The organism is Microbacterium lushaniae (assembly GCF_008727775.1).
GTDB lineage: Bacteria > Actinomycetota > Actinomycetes > Actinomycetales > Microbacteriaceae > Microbacterium > Microbacterium lushaniae.
Genome location: NZ_CP044232.1, coordinates 1417119 through 1441223 on the forward strand (window position 1 = coordinate 1417119; position 24105 = coordinate 1441223).

23 protein-coding genes are annotated in these 24105 nt (G+C 70.9%); 16 read left to right on the plus strand and 7 right to left on the minus strand.

The features are described from left to right. Positions 1-23: 23 nt before the first annotated feature. Both F6J85_RS06590 and F6J85_RS06595 read left to right on the plus strand, forming a co-directional pair. Complete coding sequence (locus F6J85_RS06590; RefSeq protein ID WP_150924339.1) at positions 24-251, plus strand: response regulator; 228 nt, start codon at positions 24-26, stop codon at positions 249-251. After that, a complete protein-coding gene (locus F6J85_RS06595) occupies positions 248-880 on the plus strand; it encodes a CYTH domain-containing protein (RefSeq protein ID WP_150924340.1) in 633 nt (210 codons plus the stop codon). The genes F6J85_RS06590 and F6J85_RS06595 overlap by 4 nt, the downstream gene beginning before the upstream one ends. A 70-nt stretch (positions 881-950) precedes the next feature. On the opposite strand, the gene lpdA is transcribed toward F6J85_RS06595, so the two are convergent. Next, positions 951-2348 (minus strand): dihydrolipoyl dehydrogenase, encoded by a 1398-nt coding sequence (gene lpdA, locus F6J85_RS06600; protein WP_150924341.1) that lies wholly within the window; start codon positions 2346-2348, stop codon positions 951-953. Positions 2349-2358: 10 nt separating this feature from the next. Next, on the minus strand, positions 2359-2997 hold the full coding sequence (locus F6J85_RS06605) for a copper resistance CopC family protein (protein ID WP_191906774.1): 639 nt from the start codon (positions 2995-2997) through the stop codon (positions 2359-2361). A 311-nt stretch (positions 2998-3308) separates the two neighbouring features. Between F6J85_RS06605 and F6J85_RS06610 the strand changes: the two genes are divergently transcribed. From F6J85_RS06610 to F6J85_RS06620, 3 genes are all read left to right on the plus strand, one after another. After that, positions 3309-3809: an FHA domain-containing protein gene (locus tag F6J85_RS06610; protein WP_150917296.1), complete on the plus strand. Its 501-nt coding sequence runs from the start codon at positions 3309-3311 to the stop codon at positions 3807-3809. Next, on the plus strand, positions 3809-4495 hold the full coding sequence (ftsR, locus tag F6J85_RS06615) for a transcriptional regulator FtsR (RefSeq protein ID WP_150917300.1): 687 nt from the start codon (positions 3809-3811) through the stop codon (positions 4493-4495). The genes F6J85_RS06610 and ftsR overlap by 1 nt, the downstream gene beginning before the upstream one ends. Before the next feature lie 97 nt (positions 4496-4592). Next, entirely contained in the window at positions 4593-5138 is a 546-nt protein-coding gene (locus tag F6J85_RS06620) for a MerR family transcriptional regulator (protein WP_135065323.1), read from the plus strand. A 143-nt stretch (positions 5139-5281) separates the two neighbouring features. Here the strand turns inward: F6J85_RS06620 and F6J85_RS06625 are convergent, their stop codons facing one another. Then, positions 5282-6094 (minus strand): ParA family protein, encoded by an 813-nt coding sequence (locus F6J85_RS06625; RefSeq protein WP_135065326.1) that lies wholly within the window; start codon positions 6092-6094, stop codon positions 5282-5284. Positions 6095-6159: 65 nt separating this feature from the next. Between F6J85_RS06625 and F6J85_RS06630 the strand changes: the two genes are divergently transcribed. Genes F6J85_RS06630 through F6J85_RS06640 form a run of 3 tightly spaced genes read left to right on the plus strand, consistent with a single transcriptional unit; the run spans position 6160 to position 11690 of the window. Then, positions 6160-9567 carry a pyruvate carboxylase gene (locus tag F6J85_RS06630; protein WP_150924343.1) on the plus strand — a complete coding sequence of 1136 codons (3408 nt, stop codon included), beginning with the start codon at positions 6160-6162 and terminating at the stop codon, positions 9565-9567. Positions 9568-9613: 46 nt separating this feature from the next. Next, positions 9614-11194: a MinD/ParA family ATP-binding protein gene (locus F6J85_RS06635; protein ID WP_420846138.1), complete on the plus strand. Its 1581-nt coding sequence runs from the start codon at positions 9614-9616 to the stop codon at positions 11192-11194. Between the two features lie 4 nt (positions 11195-11198). Further along, positions 11199-11690 (plus strand): peptide deformylase, encoded by a 492-nt coding sequence (locus F6J85_RS06640; protein WP_150917306.1) that lies wholly within the window; start codon positions 11199-11201, stop codon positions 11688-11690. A 24-nt stretch (positions 11691-11714) separates the two neighbouring features. Here the strand turns inward: F6J85_RS06640 and F6J85_RS06645 are convergent, their stop codons facing one another. Continuing rightward, on the minus strand, positions 11715-13541 hold the full coding sequence (locus tag F6J85_RS06645) for an AMP-dependent synthetase/ligase (protein WP_150924344.1): 1827 nt from the start codon (positions 13539-13541) through the stop codon (positions 11715-11717). A gap of 133 nt (positions 13542-13674) precedes the next feature. Here F6J85_RS06645 and F6J85_RS06650 point away from each other — a divergent pair, with 133 nt between their 5' ends. From F6J85_RS06650 to F6J85_RS06660, 3 genes are read left to right on the plus strand one after another with little or no spacing between them, the layout of a single operon-like run. Continuing rightward, complete coding sequence (locus F6J85_RS06650) at positions 13675-14610, plus strand: ROK family glucokinase (RefSeq protein ID WP_150924345.1); 936 nt, start codon at positions 13675-13677, stop codon at positions 14608-14610. A 2-nt stretch (positions 14611-14612) separates the two neighbouring features. Beyond that, positions 14613-15326 carry a lysophospholipid acyltransferase family protein gene (locus F6J85_RS06655; RefSeq protein ID WP_150917315.1) on the plus strand — a complete coding sequence of 238 codons (714 nt, stop codon included), beginning with the start codon at positions 14613-14615 and terminating at the stop codon, positions 15324-15326. A 9-nt stretch (positions 15327-15335) separates the two neighbouring features. Then, positions 15336-16673, plus strand: coding sequence for a class II 3-deoxy-7-phosphoheptulonate synthase (locus F6J85_RS06660; RefSeq protein WP_150924346.1), 1338 nt, complete (start codon positions 15336-15338; stop codon positions 16671-16673). Positions 16674-16787: 114 nt separating this feature from the next. On the opposite strand, the gene pknB is transcribed toward F6J85_RS06660, so the two are convergent. Together pknB and F6J85_RS06670 are read right to left on the minus strand one after the other, a co-directional pair. Beyond that, positions 16788-18719, minus strand: coding sequence for a Stk1 family PASTA domain-containing Ser/Thr kinase (pknB, locus tag F6J85_RS06665; protein WP_150924347.1), 1932 nt, complete (start codon positions 18717-18719; stop codon positions 16788-16790). 80 nt (positions 18720-18799) lie between these two features. After that, entirely contained in the window at positions 18800-19828 is a 1029-nt protein-coding gene (locus F6J85_RS06670) for a LysM peptidoglycan-binding domain-containing protein (RefSeq protein WP_150924348.1), read from the minus strand. Between the two features lie 136 nt (positions 19829-19964). Here F6J85_RS06670 and F6J85_RS06675 point away from each other — a divergent pair, with 136 nt between their 5' ends. After that, the gene (locus F6J85_RS06675) at positions 19965-20306 is read left to right on the plus strand and encodes an Rv2175c family DNA-binding protein (protein WP_150924349.1); all 342 of its coding nucleotides are present in this window, start codon (positions 19965-19967) and stop codon (positions 20304-20306) included. A 16-nt stretch (positions 20307-20322) separates the two neighbouring features. Here F6J85_RS06675 and F6J85_RS06680 read toward each other — a convergent pair whose 3' ends face one another. After that, positions 20323-21414 (minus strand): polyprenyl synthetase family protein, encoded by a 1092-nt coding sequence (locus tag F6J85_RS06680; protein WP_150924350.1) that lies wholly within the window; start codon positions 21412-21414, stop codon positions 20323-20325. A gap of 64 nt (positions 21415-21478) precedes the next feature. Here F6J85_RS06680 and F6J85_RS06685 point away from each other — a divergent pair, with 64 nt between their 5' ends. The 4 genes from F6J85_RS06685 (at position 21479) to ftsL (ending at position 24103) form a co-directional block, all read left to right on the plus strand. After that, on the plus strand, positions 21479-21853 hold the full coding sequence (locus tag F6J85_RS06685) for a DUF3040 domain-containing protein (protein ID WP_150924351.1): 375 nt from the start codon (positions 21479-21481) through the stop codon (positions 21851-21853). Between the two features lie 191 nt (positions 21854-22044). Next, positions 22045-22476, plus strand: coding sequence for a division/cell wall cluster transcriptional repressor MraZ (mraZ, locus tag F6J85_RS06690; protein ID WP_150924352.1), 432 nt, complete (start codon positions 22045-22047; stop codon positions 22474-22476). A gap of 98 nt (positions 22477-22574) precedes the next feature. Next, complete coding sequence (gene rsmH / locus F6J85_RS06695; protein ID WP_191639758.1) at positions 22575-23528, plus strand: 16S rRNA (cytosine(1402)-N(4))-methyltransferase RsmH; 954 nt, start codon at positions 22575-22577, stop codon at positions 23526-23528. Beyond that, positions 23525-24103, plus strand: coding sequence for a cell division protein FtsL (gene ftsL, locus F6J85_RS06700; protein ID WP_150924353.1), 579 nt, complete (start codon positions 23525-23527; stop codon positions 24101-24103). The genes rsmH and ftsL overlap by 4 nt, the downstream gene beginning before the upstream one ends. Positions 24104-24105: the final 2 nt, after the last annotated feature.

The following is a 24105-nucleotide window of genomic DNA, read 5'->3' on the forward strand; positions in this document are numbered from 1 at the left end:
CCCGCCGGGACTACGCTGTGGGGATGGCTATCGCACGACTGACCGGAGGGCCGCTGGACGGCCAGGTGCTCCCTCTCGACGACGACACTCAGGACACGATGATCGTGGGCTACGGCGAAGGCCAGCTGGTCTACCGCCGTGACGGCGGCTTCACCCACACGGGGGAGGACGACGGCCCCACCGAAGCGACGTTCCGCTTCGTCGAGGGCACCGAGGACATCAACCCCAATGAGGACGGGCGTCTGGAGTGACGGCTGACGCCGAGCCACTCCGCTCGATCGAGGTCGAGCGCAAGTACGACGTCGACGACAGCGCCGTCCTGCCGGACTGGTCGGCACTGCCGGGCGTCGCGCATGTCGACGAGGCGGAAGTGCGCGAACTCGACGCCCGCTACCTCGACACCGCCGACGGAGCGCTCGCCCGGGCCCGCGTGGCCGTGCGCCGGCGCTCCGGCGGCCCCGACGCCGGGTGGCACGTGAAGGTGTCGGCACCCGACGGCCGGCACGAGTGGCAGTGGCCCCTCGACGAGGAGACCGACGATCCCGTCGTCCCTGAGGCCGTCGCCGCCGCGATCGCGCAGTGGGCGCAGCCGCCCTTCACCCCGCTCGCCCGCGTGCGCAACACCCGCACGGCCTACGCTCTGCGCGACACCGCCGGGGCCCTCGTCGCGGAGTTCGTCGATGACCGCGTGCGCGCCCGCGACGAGCGCAGCGGCCGGGAATCGGCGTGGCGCGAGTGGGAGGTCGAGCTCGGCCCCGCCGCCCCGGCCGATCCGGACCGGCAGGCGGCGTTCTTCACCGCGGTGGACGCTGCGGTGGCTGCCGTGGGCGCCCGCCCCGCCGCATCCGGCTCCAAGCTCGCCCGCACGCTCGGCCGCTGACCGCGGAAAACACTGCGGCGCCGCCCCCGGCTTCGGTCGGGGCGGCGCCGCAGGTCGGGCGTGTGAGACCTCAGATGTTGATCATGTGACCCGACAGGCCGTGGAACGCCTCCTGCAGCGCCTCCGACAGCGTGGGGTGGGTGTGGACGTTGCGCGCCAGCTCGAGGGCGGTCAGGTCCCACTTCTGCGCGAGGGTCAGCTCGGGCAGAAGCTCCGAGACATCGGGGCCGATGAGGTGCCCGCCCAGCAGCTCGAGGTGCTCGGCGTCGGCGATGAGCTTGACGAAGCCGATCGGCTCGCCCAGGCCGTTGGCCTTGCCGTTGGCGGTGAAGGGGAACTTCGCGACCTTGATCTCGTGACCGGCGTCGCGGGCCTGCTGCTCGGTGAGACCGAAGGAGGCCACCTGCGGCGTGCAGAACGTCGCGCGCGGCATCATCCGGTAGTCGCCCAGGGTCATCGTCTCGGCCTTGCCGATCGTCTCGGCGGCCACGACGCCCTGCGCCTCGGCCACGTGGGCCAGTTGCAGCTTCGCGGTGACATCGCCGATCGCGTAGATGTGCGGCACGTTCGTGCGCATGTGGTCATCGATGCCGATGGCCCCGCGCTCGGTGAGCTTCACGCCCGTGCTCTCCAGGCCGAAGCCCTCCACGCGCGGCGCGAAGCCGATCGACATGAGCACGCGGTCGGCCTCGATCGAGCCCTGCGCGCCGTCCTTGCCGGTGTAGGTGACGGTGACCTTGTCGCCGGAGTCTTCGACCTTCTCCACCTTGGTGGAGGTGAGGATGTCCACGCCGTAGCCGCGGTACTGCTTCTGGATCTCCTTGGAGACCTCGGCGTCTTCGTTGGGGAGGGCGCGGTCGAGGAACTCGATGATCGTGACCTTGACGCCGTAGTTGGTCAGGACGTACGCGAACTCCATGCCGATGGCCCCGGCGCCGACGATGACGATCGACTTCGGCAGCTCGCGGTTGAGGATCTGCTCCTCGTACGTCACGACGTTCTCGCTCAGGCTCACGCCCGGCAGGAGCCGCACGGTGGAGCCGGTGGCGATGATGGCGTTGTCGAAGGTCACGCGCTCGACCGAGCCGTTGGCACCGGCGACGTCGATGGAGTTCGCGTCGACGAACGTGCCGCGCCCGTCGTACTCGGTGACCTTGTTCTTCTTCATCAGGTAGTGGATGCCCTTGACGTGCTGGTCGGCAACCTTGCGGCTGCGATCCCACGCGGTGCCGAAGTCGAAGTGCACGTCTCCGGAGATGCCGAACAGGTCGGCCTTGGCGTGGAACGTGTGCGCCAGGTCGGCGTTGCGCAGCAGCGCCTTGGAGGGGATGCAGCCGACGTTCAGGCACACACCGCCCCAGTACTTCTCTTCGATGACCGCGACAGAGAGGCCCAGTTGAGCGCTGCGGATCGCCGCGACGTAACCGCCGGGGCCCGCGCCGAGGATGACGACGTCGTAGTGAGGCATGACTCCCAGCCTATCGCCCGTCGCGCGTGCCGGAGCCGGTCTGCGCGCGCCGCGGGCGGATGACCAGGAGGTACACGACGACCCCGATCACGACGACCAGCACGACCGCGCCGACGATCCACGGCAGCGGGTCGGCGCCGTCCTCGCCGTCCTCGCTCGATATGAGCGTGGGGGAGGGGGAGGGCTCGGCGGAGTCGGTGGGGGTGGCCGTCTCGCTGGGCTCCGGCGCCGCCGTGGGCGTCTGGGTCGGCGCGGGCGGGGTGACCGTGAACGCGAACTCGCCCGAGATCGGGTGGCCGTCGCTGGAGACCACGCGCCACACCACCTGGATGCTGCCGCTGGGCTCGCCCGACAGTGCCTGCGTGAGCGTGGTGCCCGCCACGACGGCGGGGCCTTCGGCCAGCGCGGTGCCCGCGGCATCCGTCACCTGCACCTGGTTCGCGTCGTCGGCGCCGAGGAGCTCGGCGCTGAAGGTGAGCGTCAGCGTCTCGGGGAGTGCGGTCAGCTCGGCGCCGGCCTCCGGGTCGGTCGAGACGAGTTGGTCGTGCGCCGCCGCCGGCGACGCCGCGCCCCACAGCAGGGCGAGGCCCATCAGGAGGACCGTCGCAAGGGCGGTCAGGGGGTGGATGCGGAAGCGGTCGGGGGTCACCCTTCCGAGCCTACCCGCGGCCCTGCGCGGGCCACCGGCTGCCCCTGCCGGGCGGCCAGGCGGGGAATCCGCCCGCTGCCGCATGGGGACGGAGGTGCGGGATGGACACCCCGATGATGGGCGCGATGCCGGGTGCCGGACTCGACACGGTGGACTCCTTGTCAGTAGGTTCGAATCCCCGCCCTGTGAGGCGGATCCGGAACCGGTGCCCGAACGCCGACCCAGAGCGCAGCACAGCGCCGTGGCGTCGCGGGGGAGAGGCCGCATCAGGCCCGCCGCTTTCGGTTAGTGTGGATGAGGAAGGAGGACTCGTGGACGAAACACGTCGACCCGAGCCGGGCGAGATCCGGCGCGACGCCGATAACGGCACCTCGGATGCCCGTTCGCACGACACCACGCAGACCTTCGGCCACGACGCCGACCTGTCCTTCGTGCCGTTCGGAAGCGAGCTGAGCGAGACCGAGATCGAGGCGATCGGGGCGCTGCCGTCAGGCGCTGCCCTCCTGCTCGTGCGCTCGGGCCCCACTGCCGGCGCCCGCTATCTGCTCGACACCGACGTCACCACGGTCGGTCGTCACCCCGAGGCCGATATCTTCTTCGACGACGTGACGGTCTCCCGCCGGCACGCCGAGATCATCCGCGAGGGCGTGCGTTTCGACATCGTCGACCAGCGCTCGCTCAACGGCACCTACGTCAACGGGGAGCGGGTGGACCGCACGACGCTCGCCAACGGCGCCGAGGTGCGCATCGGCAAGTTCCGCCTGACCTTCTTCGTCTCGCCCGCGGACCTCCCGCCGGCCGCCAACGCCTGATGCCCGCCGCATCCGCCCGTGGACGTTCGTCGTCCGCGGGGCTGCTGAGCATCGGCCAGGTGCTGGCGCGGCTGACCCCGGAATTCCCCTCGCTGACCTCCAGCAAGCTCCGCTTCCTCGAGGTGCAGGGGATCGTCGCGCCCACGCGGACGGACTCGGGGTACCGCAAGTTCTGCGCCGCAGACCTCGACCGTCTGCGCCTGGCGCTCACGCTGCAGCGCGACCACTACCTGCCGCTGAACGTCATCCGCGACTACCTCGCCGAGCTCGACGCGGGCCGCAATCCGTCGCCGCCGAGCGCCGTCCCCTCCATCGTGCCCGCTCCGCGCCGGTACCGCCGGGCGGAGCTGCTGGCCGCCGCAGGGGCCGCCCCGCAGCTGCTCAACGATGCGATCAGCACCGGGATGATCGCGGCGTCCGAGACGTACACCGATCAGACGCTGGCCCTGCTGCGCGCGCTCGTGGCGCTGGATCGGCACGGCATCGAACCGCGCCACCTGCGCAGTCTCCGCCAGAGCGCCGAGCGCGAGGCCTCGCTCATCGAGTCGGCGCTGGCGACCCTCATGCGTCGCCCGGATGCCGCGTCCCGCGCGCGTGCGAGCGAGCTCGCCCCGGAGCTGGCCAAACGTCTCGAGGACGTGCGTGCGGTGTTCGTGCGCGACGCGATCGATCGCATCATCTCGTGATGGCGCGACACGCCGAACCCGGGATGCGGATGTCGTTGCCGCGGGCCGCTCGCTCATCTAGCGTTGACGTATCCGATTCCCCGAGGAGGTTCCTGGCATGACCGCTGGAAAAGCAGTCGGCGAACCTCGGTTCGTCTCGGATCTCCTGTTCACCGACGGTCTGCCGGAGATGGACGACGAAGTCGGGTACCGCGGCGCCGTCGCCGCACGTGCGGCCGGCATCACCTACCGTCAGCTGGACTACTGGGCACGCACCGAACTGGTCGAGCCGACCGTCCGCGGGGCGTCGGGCTCGGGTTCGCAGCGGCTGTACGGCTTCCGCGACATCCTCGTCCTCAAGCTCGTCAAGCGTCTCCTGGACACCGGGATCTCGCTCCAGCAGATCCGCACCGCCGTCGATCAGCTCCGCGCCGCCGGCATCCGCGACCTCGCCGGCACGACGCTCATGAGCGACGGCGCGTCGGTGTACCTGTGCACGTCCAACGACGAGGTCATCGACCTCGTCAGTCGCGGCCAGGGCGTCTTCGGCATCGCCGTGGGCAAGGTGCTGCGTGAGGTCGAGTCCACGCTCGTGGAGTTCGACGCGACCGCACCCGACCCGGTCGACGAGCTCGCGGCCCACCGCGCGAAGCGCACCGCGTAACTTCCCGGCGCCGCATCCGCACCGCCCGCGTGCGGGTGGATCGTGCGCGCCCGAATCAGGAAGATCGCCGGAATCAGGCCGATTCGGCCTGATTCCATCCTGATCCGGGCGAATCGCCTGATTCCGGGGGACGGACCGGCGGGTCAGACGCTGGCGACGTCGCCGGGGATCGGGATGCGGCCGGTGCGCATCACGCGATCCAGCAACGCGTCGAAGTCGGCGGCGAGCTCCTGTGCGGAATCTCCCGGCCACACGTGCAGCGGCTTCGCCGCGCCCTGGGCCTGCTGCAGCGACGTGCGCTCTGGCAGCTGCGGGTTCAGCACCAGCGGGCCGAACATGTCGCGCAGCTCCTTGATGCGGAACTGGTGCTCGATCGACTGCGGGCGGACGCGGTTGACCACGACACCCAGCGGCTGAAGACGGGGGGAGAGGCCGCGGCGGATCTCCTCGATCGCCCGCAGCGCACGGTCGGCGGCGGCGACGGAGAACAGGCCGGGCTCGGTGACGACGATGACGCGGTCGCTCGCGGCCCACGCGGTGCGCGTGAGCGCGTTGAGCGAGGGGGCGCAGTCGATCAGCACGAGGTCGTAGTCGGCTTCGATCGTGGCGAGGGCTTCTTCGAGCTTCCACACGTCGCGGACGCTGGGATGCGGGCCGTCGAAGTTGATCGCCGACGGGCTGCCGATGAGCACGTCGATCGTGCCGGGGTGGACCTTGGCCCACCCGCTGGTCGTGATCGCCTGGCGGACGACCTTCTCGCGCGGATTGGCGAGGACGTCGGCGATGTTCAGCCGGCCCGCCACCTGGATGTCCATGCCCGTGGACACGTCGGATTGGGGGTCGAGGTCGACGACGAGGGTGCGCACGCCGCGGGCGAAGGCCGCGGAGGCCAGGCCGAGCGTGACGGTGGTCTTGCCGACGCCGCCCTTGAGCGAGCTGACGGAGAGTACGTGCACAAGCGTCTACGTTACCGTCCCCTAGGCTGAGTGCACACTCAACCGGCCGCCACTGTGAGGTGTGCATGTTCCGAAAGATCCTGGTCGCCAACCGCGGCGAGATCGCCATCCGTGCTTTTCGAGCCGCTTACGAGGTGGGAGCGCGCACCGTCGCGGTCTACCCGTACGAGGATCGGTTCTCCCTCCACCGCCTGAAAGCGGATGAGGCGTACCAGATCGGTGAGCGCGGGCATCCCGTGCGCGCCTACCTGAGTGTCGACGAGATCATCCGCGTCGCACGCGAGAGCGGGGCCGATGCGATCTACCCCGGCTATGGCTTCCTCTCCGAGAACCCCGAGCTCGCCGAGAAGGCCGCCGCGAACGGCATCGCCTTCATCGGCCCGCCCGCCTCGGTGCTGGAGATGGCCGGCAACAAGGTCACCGCCAAGGAGCACGCGGTCGCCGCGGGCGTGCCGGTCCTGCGCTCCACCGAGGCCTCCGACGACATCGACGCCCTGGTGGCCCAGGGCGAGGACATCGGGTTCCCGCTGTTCGCCAAGGCCGTCGCCGGCGGCGGCGGGCGCGGCATGCGGCGCGTGGACTCCGCCGGCGAGCTCGCACCGGCGCTGGCCGAGGCCATGCGCGAGGCGGAGAGCGCGTTCGGCGATGCGCGGATGTTCCTCGAGCAGGCCGTGCAGCGCCCGCGCCACGTCGAGGTGCAGATCCTCGCCGATCAGGCCGGGCACACCGTGCACCTGTTCGAGCGCGACTGCTCGGTGCAGCGCCGCCACCAGAAGGTCATCGAGATCGCGCCGGCTCCCAACCTCTCCGAGGACGTGCGGGATGCGCTGCACCGGTACGCCATCGCGTTCGCCCAGTCGATCGGCTACCAAAACGCCGGCACCGTGGAGTTCCTGCTGGAGACGGCAGGACCGCGCACGGGCGAGGTCGTCTTCATCGAGATGAACCCCCGCATCCAGGTCGAGCACACCGTGACCGAGGAGGTCACCGACGTCGACCTCGTGCAGTCGCAGATGCGCATCGCGGCCGGGCAGACCCTCGACGAGCTGCACCTCGCGCAGGAGGACATCCGCCTGCGCGGCGCCGCGCTGCAGTGCCGCATCACGACCGAGGACCCGTCGCAGGGCTTCCGTCCCGACACCGGCAAGATCACGACGTACCGCTCACCCGGCGGTGCGGGGGTGCGCCTGGACGGCGGCACGACCGCCGCGGGTGCGCAGATCAGTCCGCACTTCGATTCGATGCTCGCCAAGCTCACGTGCCGCGGGCGCGACTTCCCCGCCGCGGTCGCCCGTGCCCGCCGTTCGCTCGCGGAATTCCGCATCCGCGGGGTGTCCACCAACATCCCGTTCCTGCAGGCGGTGCTGGATGACCCCGCCTTCCTCGCCGGCGATGTCAGCACGTCGTTCATCGACGAGCGCCCGGAGCTGCTGCGCGGGCGGGAGTCCAAGGACCGCGGCTCGAAGATCCTCAACTGGCTCGTGGATGCGACGGTGAACCGCCCGCACGGCGAGAACCCCGTGACGGTGAACCCGAAGCTGAAGCTCCCCGCGCTCGACCTGCTCACCCCCGCGCCGGCGGGATCGCGTCAGCGCCTCGAGCAGCTCGGCCCAGAAGGATTCGCCCGCTCCCTGCGCGAGCAGCGCGCCCTCGCCGTGACGGAGACGACCTTCCGCGACGCCCACCAGTCGCTCCTGGCCACGCGCGTGCGCACCAAGGACCTCGCGATCGTGGCGCCCTACGTCGCACGCATGACGCCTCAGCTGCTCTCGGTGGAGGCGTGGGGCGGTGCCACGTACGACGTGGCGCTGCGGTTCCTCGGCGAAGACCCGTGGGAGCGACTGGACGCGCTGCGCAGCGCGCTGCCCAACGTCGCGGTGCAGATGCTCCTGCGCGGACGCAACACGGTGGGCTACACGCCGTATCCGACCGAGGTGACCGACGCGTTCGTGGCCGAGGCATCCGACAGCGGCATCGACATCTTCCGCATCTTCGACGCGCTCAACGACGTCGCCCAGATGCGTCCGGCCATCGATGCCGTGCTGGCGACGGGACGCTCGGTCGCGGAGGTGGCCGTGTGCTACACCGGCGACCTGCTCGATCCGGCCGAGAACCTCTACACGCTGGATTACTACCTGCGCCTGGCCGAGCAGATCGTCGACGCCGGTGCGCACGTACTGGCGATCAAGGACATGGCGGGGCTGCTCCGGCCCGGCGCTGCCTCGCGCCTGGTGACGGCCCTGCGCGAACGGTTCGACCTCCCCGTGCACGTGCACACGCACGACACCGCCGGCGGCCAGCTGGCCACCCTCCTGGCGGCGTCGGCGGCCGGTGCGGATGCGGTGGACGCGGCATCCGCGCCGATGGCGGGCACCACGAGCCAGCCGTCGCTGTCCGCTCTCGTGGCGGCCCTGGCCCACACCGACCGCGACACCGGACTGGACCTGCAGGCGGTGTCGGATCTCGAGCCGTACTGGGAGGCCGTGCGCCACCTGTACCGCCCGTTCGAGTCGGGCCTTCCGGGGCCCACGGGGCGTGTGTACCGCCACGAGATCCCCGGCGGCCAGCTGTCCAACCTGCGTCAGCAGGCCATCGCGCTGGGGTTGTCGGAGGACTTCGAGCTCATCGAGGAGATGTACGCCGCCGCGAACGACATCCTCGGCCGGGTGCCCAAGGTGACGCCCTCGTCCAAGGTCGTCGGCGACCTCGCGCTGCACCTCGCGGCGGTCAAGGCCGACCCGGCCGACTTCGCCGCCCACCCGGAGAAGTACGACGTGCCCGACTCCGTGGTTGGATTCATGGCCGGCGAGCTCGGCGACCTCCCGGGCGGATGGCCGGAGCCGTTCCGCACGAAGGTGCTCGCGGGGCGCGAGGTGAAGATCGGCGTGACGCCGCTGACCGACGAGGATGCGGTGCACCTGGCCGGCACGTCGGCCCAGCGCCGGGAGCGCCTGAACACCCTGCTGTTCCCCGGGCCGACGCGCACGTTCACGGAGGTGCGGGACGCCTACGGCGACCTCAGCGTGCTGGACACCGCCGACTACCTGTACGGGCTCATGCCCGGCTCCGAGCACATGGTGGAGATCGAGAAGGGCGTGCAGCTGTTCGTCGGTCTCGAGGCGATCGGCGACGCCGACGACAAGGGCATGCGCACCGTCATGACCACCCTCAACGGCCAGTTGCGCCCGGTGTTCGTCCGCGACCGCTCGATCGCGGTGGAGACGCGGTCGGCCGAGCGCGCCGACACCTCCAAGCCCGGTCAGGTCGCCGCCCCGTTCTCGGGCGTGGTGACCCTCAAGACCGCGGTCGGTGACACGGTCGCCGCCGGTCAGGCCGTCGCCTCGATCGAGGCGATGAAGATGGAGGCGGCGATCACCAGTCCCGTCGACGGCGTCGTGGAGCGCCTCGTCGTGGGCAGCACGCAGCAGGTGGACGCAGGGGACCTTTTGGTCGTCATCCGCCCCTCGCAGTAACCTGGGGGATGGGCGCGTGCGCCCGATTCCCGTTTGGAGACCTGCTGTGACCCCCGACCGACTCGATGAGACCCCTGAGGAGCAGCCCGAACACGGCATGCTCACCGACGCCGGCAGCGTCGACACCGCCGGTATCGGCATCCTGGGGGCTGCGACCGCACAGGTGCGCGTGACGCTTCCGAACGCGGACGACGACGAACTGGCCGAGGACGAGGTCGTCGACGACGTCTCGATCGAGCACATCCCCACCGGCGACATCATCCTCGAGCATGCGCCGGAGGACCACGGGGCCGCGTCGCAGTCGGACGACATCCACGACGCGGAGGAGGTCCACGACGACGCTCCCGCCGAGGACGACGCCCCCGCCGACGCCGCTCCCGCCGTTGCGCCCGAGGCCGATGTGCCCGCGCCCGCCGAGGAGGCGGCGCCCGAGTCCGAGACCGCGGCGGACGCAGCCCCGGCCACCGCGCGACCCGCCGCATCCGCCGCATCCGCCCGTCGGTCCGTTCCCGTCGGCGACCCCGTGCCGCTGACGGGGGCCATCCCGACGACGCGGCGCGCCGCCCACCACGTCGACGAGCACGCCCGCGGCGACCGCGCGCACGCCGTCGAGCGCGTGCACCCGCCCCAGCCCGAGATCGCGCTGACCTCCAAGCGCCTCGGCGAGTTCGAGCAGAACCGCGAGACCTCCGACCTGCTCACCGCCGACCGCCTGCTCGACCGCGGCCAGCTCAGCGGCGCCGAGCCGGAGGGGCTGTGGCAGCAGATCGTCTACTCGCTGTCGCGGCATCGCATCAACCTCGGCGACAGTCGCAAGGCTCGCGAGCGCAAGCAGCTCGACGTGCGCATCTCCGCGCCCCTGCCCGGCGGCGCGCGGTTCGTGCCGGTGCTCTCGCGCAAGGGCGGCGTGGGCAAGACCACGATCACGACGCTCCTGGGGATGGCGCTGGCCTCCGCACGGGATGACCGCGTCATCGCGATCGACGCGAACCCCGACCGCGGCACGCTCGCCGACCGCATCGGCCGCGTCGGCGGCCGCACCGTCCGCGACCTCGCCCGCGTGCGCGGCGAGGTGACCGGGTTCAACGACATCTCCACGATCGTGGCGCGCGACGAGACGCGCCTGGACGTCCTCGCGTCGGACTCCGACCCGCGCGTGTCGGAGGCTTTCAGCGATCGCGACTACCACGACGTGGCCGCCGTCGCCGCTCACTACTACTCCATCGTGCTCACCGACACCGGCACCGGAATCGTCCACTCCGTCATGGGGGCCACCCTGGAGATGGCCGACGAGCTCGTGATCGTGGCGGGACTCAGCGTCGACGAGGCGCGCCTGGCGTCCGAGACGCTGACCTGGCTGGAGATGAACGGGTACGCCGAGCAGGTGCGCAACGCCGTGGTCGTGCTCAACAACGCCCGCCCCGGCACACCGCTGGTGAGCGAGCGCGAACTGGAGACGCACTTCCGCACGCGCGTACGCACGGTCGTGCGCATGCCGTACGACCCGCTCATCGGAGCGGGCAGCGAGATCACCTTCCGCGACCTGCAGCCGGCCACTCGCCAGGCGGCGCGCCACCTGGCCGCCGCGGTCGTCGAAGGCCTGCGGTCGATGGCCCCCGCCGCGTGACGCTGTGACCGTCCGCAGCATCCGCCTCTTCGGCGACCCCGTCCTCCGCGCCGTGAGCGCACCGATCACCGACATCGACGACGGCGTGCGCGCGCTCGTGCGCGACCTGCTCGACACCGTCGAGCCCCCCGGCCGCGCCGGCGTCGCGGCGCCGCAGATCGGGGTGGGCCTGCGCGCCTTCAGCTACAACATCGACGGCGACATCGGCTACATCCTCAACCCCGTGCTCGTGGAGACGGCGGGTGACCCCGTGCCCACCGGCGAGGGGTGCCTCTCGATCCCCGGCGTGTGGCACGACGCACTGCGTCACCCGTATGCGAAGGTCGTCGGCATCGACCTGGACGGCGACGAGCTGGTGCTGGAGGGGGAGGGCCTCATGGCGCAGGCCCTGCAGCACGAGACCGACCACCTCGACGGGATGCTGTTCCTGCAGCGCCTGCCCGCCGATGCCCGCCGCGAGGCGATGCGGCAGATCCGCGAGAGCTCCTGGTTCTGACCGGGAGCCCCCGCGGAGCCGGCCTTACGGCAGTGAGACGTTGGTCGTGTTGACCGGCGTGCTGTAGATCTCCTCGACGTGCTCGGCGAAGTCGCTCAGGATCACGGTGCGCTTGATGCTGAGCTTCGGGGTGAGGTGACCGCTGGCCTCGGTCCACTCCACCGGCAGGATCGTGAACTTGCGGATCGATTCCGCACGCGACACGTGGGCGTTGGCGCCGTCGATGGCCCGCTGCACCTCGAGGTGGACGACCTCGTGCACAGCCGCCTGCGCCAGGGTCATGTCGGCGGAGAGGCCGTTGTTCGCCAGCCACGTCGGGAGCATCTCCGAATCCAGCGTGATGAGCGCGGAGATGAACGGCTTCTTGTCGCCCACGACCACGACCTGTCCGATGATGGGGTTGGCCCGGATCGGGTCCTCCAGCGCCGCGGGGGCGACGTTCTTGCCGCCGGCGGTGACGATGATCTCCTTCTTGCGCCCCGTGATGGTGAGGAAGCCGTCGGAGTCGAAGGAGCCCAGGTCGCCGGTCTTGAACCAGTCGCCGTCGAACGCCTCGGCGGTGGCCTCGGGGTTGCGCCAGTACTCCTTGAACACGTTGACCCCGCGCACCTCGATCTCGCCGTCCTCGGCCAGGCGCACGCCTACACCCGGCAGCGCCGGACCCACGGTGCCGATCTTGGACTTGGTCGCCAGGTTCACCGTCGCCGGGGCCGTCGTCTCGGTCAGGCCGTAGCCCTCGAGGATGACCACGCCCAGGCTGTGGAAGAAGTGCCCGAGGCGCTCGCCCAGCGGGGCCGACCCCGAGACGGCGTACTGCACGCGCCCGCCCATGGCGGTGCGCAGCTTGGAGTACACGAGGCGGTCGAACAGCGCGAACTTCACCTTCAGGCCCAGCGGGATCTTCTTGCCGTCCTGCAGGAGCTTGGAGTGCTCGATCGCGGCGGCGGCGGCGGCGCGGAAGATCTTGCCCTTGCCGCCGGCTTCGGCCTTCTGCTCGGCGGAGTTGTACACCTTCTCGAACACGCGGGGCACCGCGAGCAGGAACGTGGGCTTGAACGAGCCCAGTGCCGGCAGCAGCTGACGCGTGTCGGGCTGGTGCCCGACCTTCACACCGGCGTGGATGCTGAGGATCGAGATGAAGCGCGCGAACACGTGCGCGGTGGTGATGAACAGCAGGGTGGACGCCCCCGGCGCCTCGACGACCTCGTGCAGGGCTTTGGCGGAGTTGCGGGAGAGCTCGACGAAGTTGCTGTGCGTGAGCACGCAGCCCTTCGGGCGTCCGGTCGAGCCGGAGGTGTAGATGAGCGTCGCGATGTCGTCACCGTTGGCGATGCCGCGCCGGCGCTGGATCTCGGCATCCTCGATCGAGGCGCCCGCGGTCACCAGCTTGTCCAGGTCGCCCAGGTGCATGCCCCATACCTCGCGCAGGAGGGGCAGGTCGGCGCGCACCTCGTCCAGGCGTGCGGAGTGATCCGGCGACTCGACGATGACGGCGATGGCACCGGAGTCGGAGAGGATCCACTGGATCTGGGCGGGCGAGCTCGTCTCGTACACCGGCACCATGACGGCCCCGGCGTAGAAGAGCGCGAAGTCCACGAGCGTCCAGTCGTAGGTGGTGCGCGCGAGGAAGGCGACCTTGTCGCCGGGCTGGATGCCCGAAGCGGCGAAGCCCTTGGCCAGGGAGATCACCTGCCGCTGGAACTCCGCGGCCGACACGTCCCGCCATCCGGGGCCGTCGGGGACGGCGAACAGGGCGCGGTCGGGTGTCGCGGCGACGCGTTCGGCGAGCAGGTCTGAGATGTTCGCAGACGGATCGGCGGGCACGATCGGCGGGACGACGAATTCGGTCACGGCAGCTCCTTCGGTACCGGAAAACACATGTTTCGGATGGTTCGAGTGTATCCGGACGCCGCCGTCGCGCCGGAGCAGGCGCGACTAGACTCGCAGGCGCCGTCGTCGCGTCGTCGGCCGGGAAGGGAGCGCGGTGCTCAACGTCGGAATCGACATCGGCGGAACCAAGATCGCCGGGGGAGTCGTCGATGCCGCCGGAGGCATCCTCGACAAGCGCCGCGTGGACACTCCCGCCGAGGTGCCCGCTCTCGTGGACGCCGTGGTCGCGATGGCCGAAGACCTGCGTGCACGTCACGACATCACCGCGATCGGGGTGGCGGCGGCCGGGTTCATCGACCGTGACCGCTCCACCGTCATCCACGCCCCTAACATCGCGTGGCGCAACGAGCCGCTGCGTGCGGTGCTCGAGTCGCGGCTGCACGCCCCGGTCTCGATCGAGAACGACGCCAACGCTGCCGGATGGGGCGAGTTCCGCTTTGGGGCCGGCCGCGGACGCTCGCACATGGTGATGCTCACGATGGGAACCGGTGTGGGCGGCGCCGTCGTCTCCGATGGCGCGCTGTACCGAGGGGGATTCGGTTCCGGCGGAGAACTCGGGCACGTCCGCTTCATCCGCGACGGCCTGCCGTGCGGGTGCGGCCAGAAGGGGTGCCTCGAGCAGTACGCATCCGGTCGGGCACTGCAGCGGCAGGCGGCGGAGATCGCTGCCGCCGGCGGCATCGGGCAGGCCCTGGCCGACGCGCGGGACTCCGACGGCGCGATCCACGGCGCCGACATCTCCCGTCTCGTGGAGGCCGGTGACCCCGGCGCCCTCGAGGCGCTGCGCCGGGTCGCCGGCGCGCTGGGGGAGGCGTGCGGCGGGTTCCAGGCGGTCCTGGACCCCGAGGTCTTCGTCATCGGCGGGGGAGTGGCCCAGCTGGGCGATGTGGTGCTCGAGCCGGTGCGTGCCGCCTACGCGGCGTCGCTCCCCGGCGGCGGCGACCGTCCGACGGCCGAGTTCGCCGTCGCGCGGCTGGGCAATGACGCCGGGCTCATCGGCGTCGCCGACCTTGCGGGCAGGGGCCGCTGACGATGTTCTACTGGCTGATGAAGTACGTCGTGATCGGACCGGCCCTCAAAGCCATCTTCCGTCCGTGGATCGTCGGCCGCCGCAACATCCCGGCCGAGGGCCCGGCCATCCTCGCGAGCAATCACCTGTCCTTCGCCGACTCCGTCTTCCTTCCGCTGATGATCGACCGTCGCATGGCATTCCTGGCCAAGAGCGACTACTTCACCGGCAAGGGCCTGCGGGGCTGGGCCACGCGCATGTTCCTCAAGGCCACGGGGCAGATCCCGATCGACCGCACCGGCGGCAAGGCGTCGGAGGCGTCGCTGAACACCGGCCTGCGGGTGCTCGGACGCGGCGAGCTGCTGGGCATCTATCCCGAGGGCACCCGGAGCCCCGACGGCAAGCTGTACCGCGGCCGCACCGGCATCGCGCGGATGGCGCTGGAAGCTCATGTCCCGGTGGTGCCGGTGGTCATGGTCGACACCGACACGATCCAGCCGATCGGCAAGCGGATCCCCCGGATCGGCCGGGTGGGCATCGTCATCGGGGAGCCGCTGGATTTCTCCCGCTTCGCCGGGATGGAGAGCGACCGCTACATCCTCCGCTCGGTCACCGACGAGATCACCCTCGCCCTCCAGCGGCTCGGCGAGCAGGAATACGAAGACGTCTACGCCTCCACCGTGAAGGACCGCCTCCTCGCCTCCCGCGCGCAATCCGGCGCTCCGGCGCGGCGATAGACTTCGAGGATGCTTCAGCACCTCGATGGCCTCGATCACTGGCGCACTCTGCCCATCAAGCAGCAGCCGCAGTGGTATGACGCCGACGCGGTGGCCGCGGTATCCGCCGAGATCGCGACGCTGCCCCCCCTCGTGTTCGCCGGCGAGGTGGACACGTTGCGCGAGCGCCTCGCGCGTGCGGCATCCGGGCGCGCGTTCCTGCTGCAGGGCGGCGACTGCGCCGAGACCTTCGCCGGTGCGACGGCCGAGCAGATCCGCAACCGGGTCAAGACGGTGCTGCAGATGGCCGTCGTCCTGACCTACGGCGCTTCGATGCCGATCGTGAAGATGGGCCGGATGGCCGGGCAGTTCGCCAAGCCGCGCTCCAGCGACACCGAGACGCGCGGGGACGTGACACTTCCGGCATACCGCGGCGACATCGTCAACGGGTACGACTTCACCGAGGAGTCGCGCAAGCCAGACCCCGCACGGCTGCTGAAGGGCTACCACACCGCCGCGTCGACCCTGAACCTCATCCGCGCCTTCACGCAGGGCGGTTTCGCCGACCTCCGGGAGGTGCACAGCTGGAACAAGGGCTTCGCCTCCAACCCGGCCAATCAGCGGTACGAGCGCCTGGCGGCCGAGATCGACCGCGCCATCAACTTCATGGAGGCCGCCGGCGCCGACTTCGACGAGCTGCGCCGCGTGGAGTTCTACACGGGCCACGAGGGCCTGCTGATGGACTACGAGCGGCCGATGACGCGCATCGACTCGCGCACCGGCACGCCGTACAACACCTCGGCGCACTTCGTGTGGATCGGCGAGCGCACGCGCGACCTCGACGGTGCGCACGTGGACTACTTCTCCCGCATCCGCAATCCCATCGGCGTCAAGCTCGGACCGAGCACGACGCCCGAGACGGCGCTGGCGCTCATCGACAAGCTCGACCCCGAGCGCGAGCCCGGCCGCTTGACGTTCATCACGCGCATGGGCGCCGGGAAGATCCGCGATGCGCTACCGCCGCTGCTGGAGGCCGTGAAGGATTCCGGCGCCACGCCGCTGTGGGTGACCGACCCGATGCACGGCAACGGCATCACGTCGGAGAACGGCTACAAGACGCGGCGCTTCGACGACGTCGTGGACGAGGTCCGCGGCTTCTTCGAAGCGCACCGCGCGGTGGGCACGTTCCCCGGCGGCATCCACGTGGAGCTCACCGGCGATGACGTGACGGAGTGCCTGGGCGGCTCGGAGATGATCGACGAGGCCACCCTCGCCACGCGCTACGAGTCCCTGTGCGACCCGCGCCTGAACCACATGCAGTCCCTCGAGCTGGCCTTCCTCGTCGCCGAAGAGCTCGAGCAGCTCTAGCCCGCCGCCCACAGGCATAATCCGCGAGACTGCAGCCCACCGGCGAGACAGCGGCATAATGTCGCGGTCTCGCCGGTGGCGTGCAGTCTCGCGGACTTGAGGTGGCGGAGCGGGTCAGCCCGTGGCGAAGACGCGGACGGCGGTGCCCGGGCGGTGCGACGTGCCGGCGGCGGGATCGGTGCGGCTCACCGTGAACAGGCCCCACACCAGCTCGGGCAGCGCCGTGCCGGGCTCGAAGCCGGCATCGCGGAGGATGTCGAACGCCTCCGACACCGTGCGCCCGACGACGTCGGGAACCTGGATGGGGCGGGGTCCCTCCGACACGAGCAGCTGCACGGTATCGCCCGGGCGCCAGTTGCCTCCGCCGTCGCGGGCGAGGATGCCGATGACATCGCCCTCCGCGATGGAGTTGCTGTACTCCGACGAGCGGTCTCCGGAGACCTGCAGGCCGGCGTCGGACAGTCGCTCGGTGGCACGGTCGACGCTGTCGCCCGTCACGTCGGGGACGGGACCGAGCGACACCAGCAGCGACACGGTGTCACCCTCCAGTGCCGCGCACCCCTGCGTGCAGTCGGTGGGGTCGCCGCCCGCGCGCGGGGTCAGGGTGGCGCCCAGGACCGAGCCGGCAGGCGCGTCGGTGAACTCCTGCGCGTCGGGGTCGCTGACGAGCAGATTGATGCCGGTGAGGATGCCGCGGGCCTGCTCGGCCGACATCCCCGCGAGTGGTTCGACCTGCTGCGGGCGCGGCCCGAGGGAGACGAGCACGGTGACGGTGGTCTCGCGGTCCACGCGCGTCCCCGGCTCCGGGTCGGTGCCGACGACCGTACCGGCGGCGACGTCGAGGTTGTGGATGCCCTCCTCTGCCGCGACGAGGGTGTCCTGCAGCAGACGCGCCTGCGCGTCGGCGAAGGTTCCTCCCGTCACATCGGGCACCGCGACCAGCGACCCCGGACCCGAGCCGAACCACCAGCCCGCGCCGCCGGCGAGGCCCGCCAGCAGCAGCACGAGCACGAGCAGCCATCCGCCCTTGGCGGCGCGGCGCCTGGTGCGTGCCCGCAGCCGCGCGCCGTTGTCGGATTCCTCCGGCGGCGCGGGTGAGGTGACCACGCTCGGGGGGAGCACCTTGGTCAGCTCGGCCGAGTCGGTCACGTCGTCGGCGGTCGCGGTCCCCACCGCCACGGCGCGCGCCACCTGCGGGGCGACGCCGAGATCGCGTTCGATCTCGCGCAGGCGATCGAGCATCGCTGCGGCGTCGATCGGACGGTCATCGGGCACCTTCTCGGTGGCCCACAGCACGAGCTCGTCCAGCTGCTCGGGCACGCCCGGGTTCTTCACGCTCGGCCGCGGCACCGAATCGGTGGCGTGCTGGAAGGCGATCTGCATGGGCTGCTCGCCCTTGTACGGCTGCTCGCCGGTGAGCATCTCGTAGAGCATGATGCCCAGCGCGTAGATGTCGCTGCGGGCGTCGGCGGTGCCGCGGGTCACCAGCTCGGGGGCGAGGTAGGCGATCGTGCCGAGCAGCATCTGACCCGACGCGGTGTTGGCGGTGGTGGCGCGGGCGAGCCCGAAGTCGCCGATCTTGATGCGGCCGTCTTCGGCCAGCAGCACGTTCTCGGGCTTGACGTCGCGGTGCACGATGCCCGCGCGGTGAGCGGCCGCCAGGCCCGAGAGCACCGCATCCATGATCGTGATGGTCTGGGGCACGGTGAGCCGGCGGTGTTCGCGCAGCAGTTCGCGCAGGGTGATGCCGGGCAGGTACTCCATGACGAGGTACGCCATATCGCCGTCCTGGCCCTGGTCGAACACGTTGACCACGTGCGGATCGGCCAGGCGTGCCGCGGCACGCGCCTCCTGGATGAAGCGGCTCTGGAACACCGCGTCGTCGCTGAGGTGCCCGTGCATCACTTTCAGCGCGATGCGACGCTCCAGGCGCAGGTCGGTCGCCACATACACCGTCGCCATGCCGCCGCGCGCGATCCGCGCGCGAACCCGGTATCGGCCGTCGACAAGACGTCCGATCAGCGGGTCGGCCTGGCTCGTACTCACGGACAGAGTCTACGGAGCGGGCCCGGCAAGGCCTGGGAGCGGCTCACCCCGTTACGCAGCTGTTCTCTGACGATTCCGGCTCAGCCCAGAGCCGCCAGCCACGCGTATGCCGGCTGCTCCCACTGCGCATACCGCTCGGGGAATGCGGAGATCTGAACCGCCTGCGCCGCGTCGGCGTAGGTCATCGACTCCCACCCGGGGATGTCCAGGAGGCCTCGCGTGAGCGTGCCGTTGGGGTCTCCCGCGCCGCCGAAGAAGGCGCGGGTGGACCGGGCGGGGTCGCGGATCTCCTCGGCCGAACCCCACCCCATGCTCGGTCGCTGCTGGAACAGTCCGAGCGAGTCGCGGTCGCCCCAGTCGAGGTTTCGCAGCCACGACTCCTGCATCGCCGTTCCCAGGGCGATCGCGATGCCGCGCTCGGAGACCCCGAGCTCGCGGCCGATGCCGATGATGATCCGCGCGTTCGCGATCTGCTCGGCATCCAGCCCGTCGGCCGTGGGCGCGGGGGAGGTGGCGACAGCCGGCGCCGCGGACAGGGTGGGGGCGGCGGGGATCGCCAGGGTCTGGCCGGGGTAGATGATCGACGCCCGCGTGAGGCCGTTGGCGTCGAGCACCGCCTGCGTGCTGACGCCGTTGCCGCGCGCGATCGCGCTGATCGTGTCGCCGACCTGCACGGTGTGCAACACCGCCACCGGCGCAGGCGCAGGGGCAGGCGCAGGCGCAGGGGCAGGGGCAGGCGCGGGGGCGGATGCGGCCAGGCGCAGCACCTGTCCGGGATAGATCACCGAGGACCAGTCCAGTCCGTTGGCAGCGAGGACGTCGGGGGTGCGCAGTCCGTACCGTGCGGCGATGGTGCTCACGGTGTCACCGGCCACGACGACGTGGTCGGCGGGTGCGGCCATCGCCAGCGCCGCGGCACGATGCGCGACGACCTTGCCGCCGGCGGCGTTGCGCCCATCGGGCAGGACGCCGGTGTGGTCGGCTTCGGCCGGTGCGGGCGCGGCGTGCGCGGATTCTGCAGTGAGGGCCAGCGCGATGGATCCGGCCAGTGCCAAGGGCAGGCCGGAAGCCAACGAGCGGGCGCGGGGGGTTCGCCCTGAGGGTCGCATGGGGGGGATGCTCCGTTCTCGGTTTCCGTCACGCTGTCACGGATGCGGTGCAGGTGTCAACCACAGTGACTGCTGTGACGGATGTGAACAGCCGCTCGCTGTGCCGGGCGGCTCGCAGAGGTGAGATAGTGAAAACGTGACCGGCACTCCCCTCGAAACCACCTGGCTGACCCTTCCCGAACTCGTCGAGGTGCTGGGTGAGCCGCTCGGACGCGTGCGACGCCTCCTGGACGATCACCACCTGATCGGGTCGCGCCGGAACGGGCCGCTCGCCGTGCCCGCACTGTTCCTCGTCGACGACCGCCCGCTCCCGTCGCTGCGCGGCACCGTGATCGTGCTGCACGACGTGGGCTTCACCGACGACGAGGCCATCGACTGGCTGCTCGCTCCGGATGACACGATCGGCGTTGCGCCGCTGGAGGCGCTGCGCGCCGGACGGAAGAGCGAGGTGCGGCGGGTCGCTCAGACCCTCGCGTGAACCGCGGCGCGCGGCCTCACGACGTCCGCGTCGTGGCGGCGCGTGCGAGATCGCGCAGCTCCCCGACGGCGGCGTTGTCCAGACGAGCGCCCGACAGCGCCCGGTCGGCCTCGTGCGCATAGGCGGAGATGAGCTCCTCCGTGCGCTGCAGGGCGCCGGTGTCGCGGATCGTCCGCTGAAGCGACGCGATCTGCTCCTCCTCGAGGGTGGGATCGCCCAGCAGCTCGTCGAACACGCGGCGTGCGCCGGGGGAGAGCTCCTCCCGTGCGAAGGCGACCAGGACCGTCCGCTTGCCCTCGCGCAGGTCGTCTCCGGAGGGCTTGCCGGTGACCGATGCGTCACCGAAGACCCCCAGCACGTCATCGCGCAGCTGGAAGGCCATTCCCACGGGGTGGCCGAACGCCGACAGTGCGTCCTCCTGCTCGGGGTCGGCGCCGGCCAGGGCCGCGCCGATGAGCAGGGGCTGCTGGATGCTGTACCGCGCCGACTTCAGCGACGCGATCCGCAGCGCACGCTCGGCGTGGTCGGCGTCGGGCTGGGTGGAGAAGGCGGACTCCTCGGCGACGTCGAGGAACTGCCCGATCGTGACGTCGCGACGCATGCGCGCGTACGCCGCCCTCGTCGCCACGGCGCGGTCGGGAGCAGTGGCGGCGATGGCCTCCTCGAGCAGATCGTCGCTCCACGCGACGAGGAGGTCGCCCAGCAGAACCGCGCCGGAGCGCCCGAACGCCGCCGCGTCGCCGTGCCAGCTCTGCCGGCGGTGGTCGGCCTCGAGCCGGCGATGCGCGGCGGGCCGGCCGCGGCGCGTGTCGGAGTTGTCGATGAGGTCGTCGTGCACGAGGGCGGCGGCGTGGAAGATCTCCAGTGCGGCGGCTGTCCCGACCACGTCCGCCGGGGTGGGGGAGCCGGCTCGAGGAGAGGCCACCGCGCGCCATCCGGTCAGGCAGAAGCGCGCACGCAGTCGCTTGCCGCCGTGCAGCGCGTCGGCGGCGGTGGTCACCAGCAGGCCGGCTTCCGCTCCGAGCTCCCTCGCCTCGTCCCGACGGGAGGTGAGGAAGGTGTTCAGTCGCTGGGAAACAGCCTCGATGTAATCCGGGGAGGGTGACACGGCCCTAGCCTAGTGATTGACCGCACGCGTAGAATTGTCGCCAAGAAGCATCCGAGGGGGTTCCATGCCACTCTCCGAACAGGAGCAGCGTCTGCTGGATGAGATGGAACGCCATCTCATGCGCAACGACGCCGATGTCGTCACCGCGCCCGGCAACGCTTTGAGCTACCGCAATATCGTCTACGGGACGATCCTCGTCCTCGTGGGACTGGGCGGTCTCATCTTCGGCGTGACCGTGGGAATGAACACGCTCGGCGTCATCCTCGGCGTCGTGGGCTTCTCCGTCATGCTCGGCGGCGTCATCCTCGCCGTCACCCCGATGCGCGGCGCGAGCCCCGCACGTCCCTCCACTTCCCGCCCCCAGGCCACCCCGAGCCGAGGCGCATCGTTCATGGACCGCATGAACGACCGCTGGGACCGGCGGCAGGACGGGCACTGACCCGCCGCTGATCCGGGCGAAACGCCCGGGACGACACAAGCACCGACTCTGCGGAGTCGGTGCTTTTTTTGTGCCCTCGTGGCGATCCAGGCGCCGCGAAGCGCGGAATCTCAGGCCAAGTGATAGCTAAGTGGAGGAGAGTGGAGTAAAGTGGTGATACTTCGCAGGGCCGGGACGAAGGGGGTGCACGGATGCTGCTGGGCACGCACACCCCCAAGCTCGACGACAAGGGCCGCGTCATCCTCCCGGCGAAGTTCCGCGACGACCTCGGCGCGGGCGTGGTGGTCACGCGCGGGCAGGAACGCTGCCTGTACGTGTTCTCCACGGCGGAGTTCGAACGGGTGCACGAGCGCATCCGGGAGGCGCCACTGAGCAACAAGCAGGCGCGGGATTTCCTGCGCATGTTCCTGTCGGGAGCCAGCGCCGAAAAGCCCGACAGCCAGAACCGCATCACCCTCCCGCCGGCACTGCGTGCGTACGCGGGACTCGAGCGCGACCTCGTCGTCACCGGCGTGGGGGCGCACGCGGAGATCTGGAACGCCGACGCGTGGAACGCCTACGCCGAAAGCAACGAAGAGATATACGCCGAGATGGAGCAGGAGGTGATCCCGGGCTTGTTCTGACCCCCGGCTGTGATTCCCAGCCGCTCGCCCTGACGCACTTCCCCGGCGCCAGGTCGACGCGGATGGGGATCAGAGCCCCGGGCCGAAGCCCCCGCATCATGGACTCCCGCGACATCCACACCCCGGTTCTGCTCGAGCGCTGCGTCGAGCTGCTCGCCCCCGCCCTCGAGCGGCCCGGCGCGGTGTTCGTCGACGCGACGCTGGGCATGGGCGGCCACTCCGAAGCCTTCCTGGAGCGCTTCCCGCACGTCCGGCTGATCGGCCTGGACCGCGACACCGACGCCCTGCGCATCGCGGGGGAGCGCCTCGCCGTCTTCGGCGACCGCGTGACGCTCGTGCACACCGTGTACGACGGGATCGCCGAGGCCGTCGCCTCGGCCGGGGTGCGCCGCGTGGACGGGATCCTGTTCGACCTCGGCGTCTCGTCGCTGCAGCTGGATGTCGCCGACCGCGGCTTCGCGTATGCGAAGGACGCACCCCTGGACATGCGCATGGACCAGAGCGCGGGGATGACCGCCGCCGACGTCCTGGCCACCTACGGCGAGGGCGACCTGCGCCGCATCTTCGAGCGCTACGGCGAGGAGAAGCTCGCCGGCCGGTATGCGCGCGCGATCCTGGCCGCGCGTGCCGAGGAGCCCATCGTCCGGTCGGGGCGCCTCGTGGAGATCCTCTCCGCAGCGACTCCGGCCGCCCTCATGAACGCCGGTCACCCCGCCAAGCGCGTCTTCCAGGCCCTGCGCATCGAAGTCAACGGCGAACTGGCCGCGCTCGAGCGGGCGCTGCCGGCAGCCCTTGATCTGCTGAACCTCGGCGGGCGCATCGTCGTGCTCTCCTACCAGTCGCTGGAGGACCGCTTCGTCAAGCGGCTGCTCGCCGAGGCCACCGCCTCGACCACCCCCGCAGGCCTTCCCGTCGAGCTCCCCGAGCACGCCGCCCGGTTCCGCCTGCTGGTCAAGGGCGCCGAACTGGCCTCGGACGACGAACGCGCCCGCAACCCTCGTGCCACCCCCGTGCGCCTGCGCGCGGCCGAACGGATCCGGGAGGCGGCATGACCGATCTTGCCCACGCCCTGCCGCTGCGCCGCCCGGCGGAGACGCCCGCGCGCCGCCTCCGCGTCGTCGAAGCGCCCGCGCAGCGTAGGCGCCCCAAGCTCGCCTACGGCGTGATCGCCGTCGCCGGTGCCGTCGCGATCGCGCTCGCGCAGATGGGGCTGTCGATCCTGACCACCCAGGGCACGTACGAAGTGGCCGCCCTCACGCAGCAGCAGCGCGACCTCACCTACGACAAGCAGATCCTCTACGACGACGTCGCAGGCCTCGGCTCCCCCCAGTACCTCGCCGCGAACGCCGCGGCGCTGGGCATGGTCATCAACGAGTCGCCCTCCTACCTGCGCCTGAGCGACGGCGCCATCATCGGCACCGGTCACGCCGCCGCCGACGCATCGGCGGTCGACGCGATCAACCGCGGCGCCGTCCCCAACGCCCTCATCGCCGACACGCCGCTGGTCACCGCGCCGGATGCGACGATCAAGGGCGTCCCGCTCGTGCCCGACGCGGCGACTGAGGCGACCGGATCGACGACACCCCCGCCGATCACCGACGGCCTGCCCACACCCGCGACACGATAGGC